The following is an 8,136-nucleotide window of genomic DNA, read 5'->3' on the forward strand; positions in this document are numbered from 1 at the left end:
TTCATCGAGGACAACTGGCAGACCGGCCGGATCGGCGATGCCTCGTTCGACGCGCTCGCCGGATCGCTGGACGGCATGTTCTCGTTCCACCGCCCGGCGAACAGCGCGCGGCTGTTCCTCGACCCGGTCACCGGCCGCCCGGCGCGCAGCTGACAGTCGGCACGGTGTCGTCAGCACGGTGCCGTCGGCGAGCGATCGCCGGCGACACCGTGCCGCGTCAGCCGTGCTCGGGCAGACCGACCTTCGGCTTCGCCCAGGAGCGACCCATGGTGTCCTTGAGGATGTCGTACTCGACGTCGACGTGCGGCTCGATGGCGCTGTACTTGTCGTTCGGCGCGCCGATCACCAGCTGGAAGCCGAGTCCGCGCCAGGCGCCGATCGCACGCTTGGTGAAGTGCGCGTCGGCCTTGATGAGGGCCTCGTCCATGAACACGGGCGCGTAGCGCGGCCGTTCGGCACCGGCATCCCCGAGCTGATACCGCAGCGCCGCGCCCACGATGAACGCGATCAGCTCCTGCGACTCGCCGCCCGACTTCTCGCCGATGTGGTCGTAGAGCGCCACATGCTGCGTGGTCACCGCGTCGACGCGCTCGGCGCTCACGCGCACGTGGTTGCGCACGTCGATGAGGTCGCCGAAATCGGGAGCCGACCGGCGCATCCGGCCGATCAGGCGGGACATCCGCCGGTAGACCTGCTCCCGATCCTCGTCCCCCGACGCCGCGTCGATCAGCGCGCGCACCTCCCGCAGCTCCCGCCGGAAGCGCCGCCGCGGCTCGGACTGGTTCTCGCGCGTGGTGATCTGCAGCCGGTGGGCGTCGTCGTAGAACGGGAGGTGCTGCATGATCCGGTTGATCGGGTCGATGCGCTCGCGGATCTCGCGCAGCGAGCGGCTGAGCGTCGAATCCAGGTTCGTGAGGTCGTTGCCCGACAGGTTCAGCAGGCTGTCCCGCCACTCCGCCTCGAGTTCGTGGAGCCCGCTCGTCTCGAGCGCGAGCAGGATGTGCTCGAAGTCCGCGAGCGACGTGTCGGGGTCGGCCAGCAGGTTCGGGTTCGGCCAGCGCTCGAGGAACCCGGCCATGATCCGCCGCAGCGTGTCGCGCTGCTCCTCGTGCGAGGCGGATGCCGCGGCACGGTCCTCGTCGAGGCGCTGCGCCGCGGTGGTCAGCGCCGCATCGAACCGGGCGAGCACCACGGACGGCGCCGCCGCGGACGCGCTCTCGCGCAGCGTGAAGCGGGCGTCGAGGAATCCGCGCTGGTCGTCGTCGAGCGCGAGTCCGGCATCCTCCGCGGCATCCACGGTGGACTGGCTGGCGTCCACGTCATCGGTGATGTCGGCCCAGTGCGCCTCGACCTGCTCCCGCGCCACCCTGGCGTGGGCGATCTCGTCGCGGAGCGCGTTGACGCGGCCCTTCGCGGCATCGAGCTGGCCCTGGATCCGCGCGATCTCGGGGTTGCCCGCGGTGACCTCGTCGGCGATGGCCTGCCAGGTGTCGCGCTCGGCGACGACCGAGGCGACATCCACCTGGTCCCACGTGAGCTCCGCGATGCGCGCGAAGGCCGCCCGCCGGACCTCGACCGCATCCAGCGCGGCTTCGGCGGCCTCCACCGCGTCGATCGCGTCGACCAGCCGCGAGCGCGCCTGGTCGATCTGCCGGGCGAGGTCGCGCAGGCGCCGCTCGCCGGAGAACCCGAGCACGTTCGCGCGGCCGTGACCGCCGTGCGCACCCGAACCGCCCTGCGAGATCTGACCGGTGATCGTGAGGCCCATCCGATGCGCCCCGAGCTCGCGTCCGGAGTCGACGCACACGAAGCCGAACCGGTCGTCGAGGCGCTGCTGCAGCCAGCCGGTGAACGGAGTCGACCGGTACTCCAGGCGGCCGGGCAGCGTGGACGCGTCCCGCCCGCCGGTCTCGCCGAGACCGGTGTGCACGCCCTCGTACCGCACCCGCACCGGCGTGCGCACGGCGTTGATCGCGTCGCGGAACCGGTCGAGGCGCGCGACGTCGAGGAGGATCGTCGTCGCGAACCCGCCCAGGGCGAGGTTGAACGCCTCCCGCCACGGCTCGAACTCGGTGCGCACCTCGATGAGCTCGCCCACGAACGGCAGGTCGTCGGGCTCGAGCCCCGCCGCCTCGGCGAGCAGCGCCCGCGAGGCGTGCAGCGCCCGCGGGATGTTGTCGGTCGCCGCGGACGCCTGGGCGCGCTCGGCCTCGAGCTCGGCGATCTCGCGGTCGACGGCGGTGCGGGCCGACATCGCCTCGGCGAACTCGCGCCGCGCCGCCCGTGTGGCGTCGGCGTCGGCGAGTCCCTCGCGGGCCCGCTCGAGGAGCGCGGCGAACTGCTCCCGCTTCGTGACCTCGACTCCGAGCGTGCGCAGGTCGTCGTTGAACACCCCGCGGTTGCGCTGTGCCGCCGACAGGCGCTGCTCGACGGCACGCAGCTCTCGGTGAGCCGTGTCGAGCCGGTCGCCGCCGGAGGAGCGCAGCACGTCGACCAGTCCGTCGCGCTCGGCCTCGGCGGCATCCGCCAGGGCCCTCTTCTCGCGCAGCACGGCATCCGCAGCCTGCCTGCTGTCACGCAGCTCGGTCTCGACGTCGCGCAGCAGGTCGAGCCGACGCTCGGCCCGCCACAGCGACGCGAGGGAAGCGGCATCCGAGAACGCGCCGACCTGGTCGATCAGCCGCACCCGCTCGGCGGCCTCGGCGATCTTCGTCTGCAGTCCCCGGATCGGCTCGAGCACGGCGACCTGCTGCCGCGCGGTCAGCATGCGCATGCGCGTGCCCTCGAGCTCGTCGAAGTGCGCGACGACGGCGTCGGCGGTCGCCATCGTCTCGGGCTCCTCGAGCACCAGGCGCTTGTAGAGATCGTCGACCGTCGTGATCTGCTGGCCGGCCTGGATGCGGGCGAGGAGGCTCATCGCCTTGGCTCCCGCTCCGGCCGCGCCGATGCCGAGCACGGCGTGCAGTCGGGCGGAGAACTCCCGGTCGGTCGCGATCGGCTCGAGACCCGCCGCCTTGAGCGCGGTGTCGGTGAAGTGGTGGGATGCCGCGCCCTCGAGCGCAGCCAGGTCGAACCCGCCGTCGACGGTCGCACGCACCCGCACGGTCTCCTCGAGCAGGCGAGCCGCCGCCGGGATGTACCAGGCGCGCAGCGCCGTGAAGCGCGACCCGTCGTGGTCGAGCCACGTCATCGACACCGCGGTCCAGGTGTCGTGCCCGTCCCCGCGCAGCACCCGCATCCGGGTGCCGTCCTCGGTGCGGGACTCGTCCAGCTTGCCGCGCGCGTACGACAGGATGTTGCGCTGCTCCTCGCCGCGCGGGCGTCCGGTCACTCCCCCGTTGGACGCCCCGTTGAACGGCGTCGTATGCGGCATCATGAGCGCGATGTACGCGTCCATGAGCGTGGACTTGCCGGAGCCCGATCCACCGCACAGCAGGGTCGCGGCGGGCGAGAACCGCACGCGGTGGGCCCCGTCGTACCCGCCCCAGTTCACCAGCTGCAGATCTTCGGCGAGCCACTGCTGGCCGCGGGATGCCGCCGGGATCAGCCCGAACAGCGTGTCCAGCATCGTCACGGTGCCGCCTCCTCGAGGGCCGTCTCGTCCCGGCCCATCTCGTCCACGACGAGATCGTCCGGGATCACCTCGTCCTCGTCGTCCTCCACGGTCTGCGCGCGCAGCCAGTCCCGCAGCTCCCGCAGCTTCTCGGCGCTGAGCACGATCTCCACGAGCGGGCTGATGCGGAACCGCCCTGCGGACTCCTCCTCGACGATGCCGTCGCGATCCAGCCGCTCGAGCGCCTTGCGGATCGCCCGCTGCCGGCGGGCGGTGTCGCCGTCCGTGTCGGCGAAGTAGCTGAGCACGGTCTGCTCGACGTCTTCGATGTCCACGCGCGCCGACGGCTCACCGGCCGCGGTCTCGCGCTGGTAGATCGTGCGGAGGTGCACCAGCACGAGCGTCTCGGAACGGGAGTAGGCGGCATCCCGCAGCAGGATCGGCACGTCCAGTTCGCCCCCGCGCACCTGCTGCTTGTAGGCGACTCCGCGGTCGTGATCGATCACCAGGCGCACGAACAGGTCGTTGAGGCGTGACTCGATGAGCTGCTGGTTGTCGAGCAGCACGGTCCAGGCCTCGCGGTGGCGATCGGCGAGCAGGAACCGCCGCTGCAGCACGTGCACGAGCACCCGGCGCACGTCGGGGTCGAGCACGCCGCGGTCCCCCGCGAACAGCTCGTCGGGGTCGTCCTCCATCGCGACGGGGGCGATGAACGACCCGCCGGGCTCGACCTCGGCATCCAGCACGGTTTCAGTCATCCGCGGTCTCCTTCACGGGTCGGGCGGTCACGGACCCGAACGCGAATCGTCGCGTGGTCCCGTCCGGGCGGCGGGCTTCGACGACCGAGACCCCGTCGCCCTCGATCAGCTCGCTGCGATGGGCGATCTCCAGCAGACCGAGCAGGTCGACCGGACGCCGGGCATCCCCCGGTGCGTTCTCGAACGCGTCGCCCAGGTCGAACTCGTCGCCGAGCCCCGCGACATACGCCTCGAGCTCCGCGTACCGCGGACCGCCCCAGGCGCGGGTGTCGGCATCCACGAACTCGACGTCGTCGGCAGGCGCGAGGGCGGCGGGCGCCCCGGCCGGGCGGATGTCGCCGACCGACTGGCGCAGGTGCCCGATGTCGGCGGTCGGCAGGCTGCGCAGCGGGTGCACCGCGGCATCTGCGGAGGATGCCCCGGCGGCCGTCGCCGTCCACGCCTGCAGCCCCGCCATGACGTCGCGCAGCAGGTCGTCGACCTGGCGGTCGCGCACCGGATCGTGCGTGCGCACCTGCCCGGTGATGACATGGGATGCCCGCCGCTGCGCGGTCAGCACCTCCTGCACGCCGAGCTCGACGCGCCGTCCGATGGCATCCAGCTCCTCGCGCTGGGCGGCATCCATCAGCCGGGTGAACGGCTGGGCGACCAGCGTGCGGAGCTGCTCGGTGAGGTCGTCGATCCGCTCCGGGTCGCCGATGAGCCGCAGCGCGCCCGCGAACGCCCGGCCCTCGGGTGTGGCGTGCATGACGTGCTGGCCGCGCTGCAGGTATTCGCGCAGCACCTCGCCGGTGGGGCGGACGTCGCGGCGCAGGTCGGCGACGACATCCCGCTGCATGGCCTTGATGGACTCGGCCACGCGCGAGAAGTCGGCGGGAAGCTCGCGCGCGAGGTGCAGCACGTTCTCGGCCTCCTCGAGCAGCTGCTCGTCGTCGACGGGGTCGGCGGATCCGTCCGCGGACAGCCGCGCGATCTCGGCGTCGAGGGCGTCGCGCTCGGCGCGGAGCCGTTCGAGGCGCCGTTCGGGGTCGGCCTCCGCATCGGCCGCCAGGCGGTCGACGGCCTCGAGCAGGGTGCGCACGCGCGAGGTCGAGACGCGGGTGCGCCCGCCGCCGGTGCGGCCGGTGATCTCGAGCGCTCCGACGGCGTGCGCGGTCAGCCGGTACACCTCGACGTCGTCGTCGATCTGCGGCACGAGCCATCCCACCCGCACCCAGGAGCGGCAGATCTCCCGTGCCGTGCCGGCCGGCAGCGCGCGGTCGTCATCGTCGTAGCCGGCGGCCCGCAGCTCATCGAGGATCTCCCCCACCTCGGCATGGGCGTCCGCGACCGCGACGACCGGGCGATCGACCGTGAACACCACCGACAGTGCGGCGACGACGAACGGCGCGTAACGCCCGTGCAGCAGGTCCAGGGTCGGGGTGCGGAACGCGGCCAGGGAGCGCACGTAGGCGGCCTCGGCACGCGTATCGGTCATCGTCTCAAGCGTAATCGGTGGCGCCGACATCCCGATCCGGATGCCGGGACCAAGGTCCCGGGCGCCGCCGTCGCGCCGTCGATAGATTCCGAGCAGTCGGCTCGCATCACGGGCCGCTCATCCCCTCGAAAGGACCCACCGGAATGCCCACGATGAAAGCCGCGGTCGTCCACTCGTTCACGCAGCCCCTGACCCTCGAAGAGGTCGAGATCCCGAGCCCAGGGCCGCAGGAGGCTCTGGTCAAGGTCGAATACTCGGGCGTGTGCCACACCGACCTGCACGCCGCACACGGGGACTGGCCCGTCAAACCGCAGCCCCCGTTCATCCCCGGTCACGAGGGAGCCGGCACCGTGGTCGCGATCGGCGCGGACGTCACCCGCGTCAAAGTCGGCGACAGGGTCGGCAACGCCTGGCTGTGGAGCGCATGCGGCGAGTGCGAGTACTGCGAGACCGGGTGGGAGACGCTGTGCCCGAATCAGAAGAACGGCGGATACTCCGTCGACGGATCGTTCGGGCAGTACATGCTCGTCGACGCGCGCTACGCCCCGCTCATCCCCGACGGGGTGGAGCTGGCGGCGGTCGCCCCGATCCTGTGCGCCGGAGTCACCGTGTACAAGGGGCTCAAGGTCACCGACACCGAACCCGGCGAATGGGTGCTGATCTCGGGCATCGGCGGGCTCGGCCACCTCGCCGTGCAGTATGCGGTCGCGATGGGGCGCCGCGTGGCCGCGGTCGACGTGGATGACACGAAGCTCGCGCTCGCGCGTCGACACGGCGCCGAGGTCACCGTCAACGCGGCCACGTCGCCGGACCCGGCCGCGGAACTGCAGTCGTCGACCGGCGGCGGAGTGCACGGGGCCCTGGTGACCGCGGTGAACGCCCACGCGTTCCCGCAGGCCGTCGGCGCGCTGCGCCGGGGCGGGACGGTGGCGCTCGTCGGCCTTCCGCCCGAGAAGTTCCCGCTCGACATCTTCACCACCGTGCTCTTCGGGCTCACGGTGCGCGGATCGATCGTCGGCACGCGCCGCGACATGCAGGAGGCGATCGACTTCTTCGCCCGCGGGAAGGTCGGGCCTACCTACACCGTGCGGCCGATGACCGACATCAACGCCATCTTCGACGAGATGGAACACGGACGGATCGACGGGCGCATCGTGATGGAGATGGCGTGAGGACCGGAGCGGCATCCGGAGTCGACTCCGGATGCCGCGCCCGCAGCCTCACCCGGCGGGTGCGATGACGGCGGCCTCGTATGACGGTGTCAGCTCCACCCAGCGTTCCCGCCATGCGGGCGAGGGCTCGGCGCTCGACCATCCGTCCGGGTGAGCGGACGCGCCGAGCGCGAGCGACCGCTGCAGGTCCTCGAGATGCGTCTGCCAACCCGCCGCATGGAAGTACAGCTGCGTGAGCGGCAGCCCGCGTTCCTCGACGACGAGTCGTGTCCGGTCGCCCTCCGGGCTGAGCCACGCCTCGATCTGTCCCTCGTCGTCGGTGCCGACCTCCATCGTGAGCAGCAGATGGTGCGGCGCTTCGCAGACGTCGACCCGGCCCGACCCCGTCCATGTGCTCGTGAACGTCGCCGCGATGGTGCCGCCGACGGTGAGGTCTCCGGTCACCTGCGCGATCCAGCGCGCCAGGCGCGCCGGGGTGGTGCAGGCATCCCAGAGGTCGTGGATGCCGGTGTCGTAGACGTCCTCCACCCGGATGGCCCCGGTGGTGGTGTCCAGCGCCCGCATCGTCGCGTTCATGGTCATCGTGCGTCCTTCTTTCCTCGTGCGATCTCGGTGTGCAGTGCATCGAGTCGGCTCTGCCAGAGCCCCCGGTACTCGGCGAGCCAGTCGTCGAGCGCCATCAGCGGCTCGGGCCGCAGGCTGTAGACCCGGCGCTGCGCGTCCTGGCGCACCTCGACGAGGCCGGCTTCCCGCAGCACCCTCAGGTGACGGGACACCCCCGGCCGCGCGATCGGCAGGGCGTCCGCGAGTTCGCCTGCAGTGGCGTCATGGTCGCGCAGGATCGCCAGCACGGTGCGCCTGCTCGGGTCGCCCAGGGCTTGAAGCACTGCATCCATGGAGGCGAGCGTACCTGACCGGTTACGTACCCGCAAGGGTACATACGCACATGATGTCTGCGCTTACGACGACCTCAGCGGTCGAGAACTACTCGATCTTCATCCTCGGCGACCTGCTGATCGGCTACTTCGAGTACGTCGGCACCGACTTCGCCGCGGACATGGCGGCGATGGCAGCCGACCCGGAGACCCAGGAGTGGTGGAAACTGACCGACCCCTGCCAGATCCCCCTGCCCGAGGCACGGCCCGGCGAGATCTGGACCAACGCCGTCGAGGCCTG

Annotated in this window: 7 protein-coding genes; 2 read left to right on the top strand and 5 right to left on the bottom strand. The window is 71.6% G+C overall.

All coding sequences use genetic code 11. The features are described from left to right. Window positions 1-217: 217 nt before the first annotated feature. The 3 genes from VJR25_RS10350 to VJR25_RS10360 are packed head-to-tail and all read right to left on the bottom strand — an operon-like array spanning window position 218 to window position 5,788. Window positions 218-3,574 carry an ATP-binding protein gene (locus VJR25_RS10350; protein WP_324114893.1) on the bottom strand — a complete coding sequence of 1,119 codons (3,357 nt, stop codon included), beginning with the start codon at window positions 3,572-3,574 and terminating at the stop codon, window positions 218-220. Next, complete coding sequence (locus VJR25_RS10355; RefSeq protein ID WP_324114894.1) at window positions 3,571-4,311, bottom strand: DUF4194 domain-containing protein; 741 nt, start codon at window positions 4,309-4,311, stop codon at window positions 3,571-3,573. The genes VJR25_RS10350 and VJR25_RS10355 overlap by 4 nt, the downstream gene beginning before the upstream one ends. Beyond that, on the bottom strand, window positions 4,304-5,788 hold the full coding sequence (locus VJR25_RS10360; RefSeq protein WP_324114895.1) for a DUF3375 domain-containing protein: 1,485 nt from the start codon (window positions 5,786-5,788) through the stop codon (window positions 4,304-4,306). Before VJR25_RS10360 ends, VJR25_RS10355 begins: the two co-directional genes overlap by 8 nt. Before the next feature lie 143 nt (window positions 5,789-5,931). Between VJR25_RS10360 and adhP the strand changes: the two genes are divergently transcribed. Then, window positions 5,932-6,960: an alcohol dehydrogenase AdhP gene (adhP, locus tag VJR25_RS10365; RefSeq protein WP_324114896.1), complete on the top strand. Its 1,029-nt coding sequence runs from the start codon at window positions 5,932-5,934 to the stop codon at window positions 6,958-6,960. Between the two features lie 48 nt (window positions 6,961-7,008). Here the strand turns inward: adhP and VJR25_RS10370 are convergent, their stop codons facing one another. Beyond that, on the bottom strand, window positions 7,009-7,542 hold the full coding sequence (locus VJR25_RS10370) for an SRPBCC domain-containing protein (protein WP_324114897.1): 534 nt from the start codon (window positions 7,540-7,542) through the stop codon (window positions 7,009-7,011). Continuing rightward, complete coding sequence (locus tag VJR25_RS10375; RefSeq protein WP_324114898.1) at window positions 7,539-7,856, bottom strand: metalloregulator ArsR/SmtB family transcription factor; 318 nt, start codon at window positions 7,854-7,856, stop codon at window positions 7,539-7,541. The genes VJR25_RS10370 and VJR25_RS10375 overlap by 4 nt, the downstream gene beginning before the upstream one ends. A 50-nt stretch (window positions 7,857-7,906) precedes the next feature. Between VJR25_RS10375 and VJR25_RS10380 the strand changes: the two genes are divergently transcribed. Beyond that, window positions 7,907-8,136 (top strand): L-rhamnose mutarotase (locus tag VJR25_RS10380; RefSeq protein ID WP_324114899.1); only part of this gene is annotated, 230 nt, incomplete at its 3' end.

Source organism: Microbacterium sp., assembly GCF_035277845.1.
Taxonomy (GTDB): Bacteria; Actinomycetota; Actinomycetes; order Actinomycetales; family Microbacteriaceae; genus Microbacterium.

What these genes read in the sequence shown, in the direction of transcription:
- VJR25_RS10355 (WP_324114894.1), bottom strand. Translation starts at nt 4,311, where the DNA reads ATGACTGAAACCGTGCTGGATGCCGAGGTCGAGCCCGGCGGGTCGTTC.
- VJR25_RS10360 (WP_324114895.1), bottom strand. Translation starts at nt 5,788, where the DNA reads ATGACCGATACGCGTGCCGAGGCCGCCTACGTGCGCTCCCTGGCCGCG.
- adhP (WP_324114896.1), top strand. Translation starts at nt 5,932, where the DNA reads ATGCCCACGATGAAAGCCGCGGTCGTCCACTCGTTCACGCAGCCCCTG.
- VJR25_RS10370 (WP_324114897.1), bottom strand. Translation starts at nt 7,542, where the DNA reads ATGACCATGAACGCGACGATGCGGGCGCTGGACACCACCACCGGGGCC.
- VJR25_RS10375 (WP_324114898.1), bottom strand. Translation starts at nt 7,856, where the DNA reads ATGGATGCAGTGCTTCAAGCCCTGGGCGACCCGAGCAGGCGCACCGTG.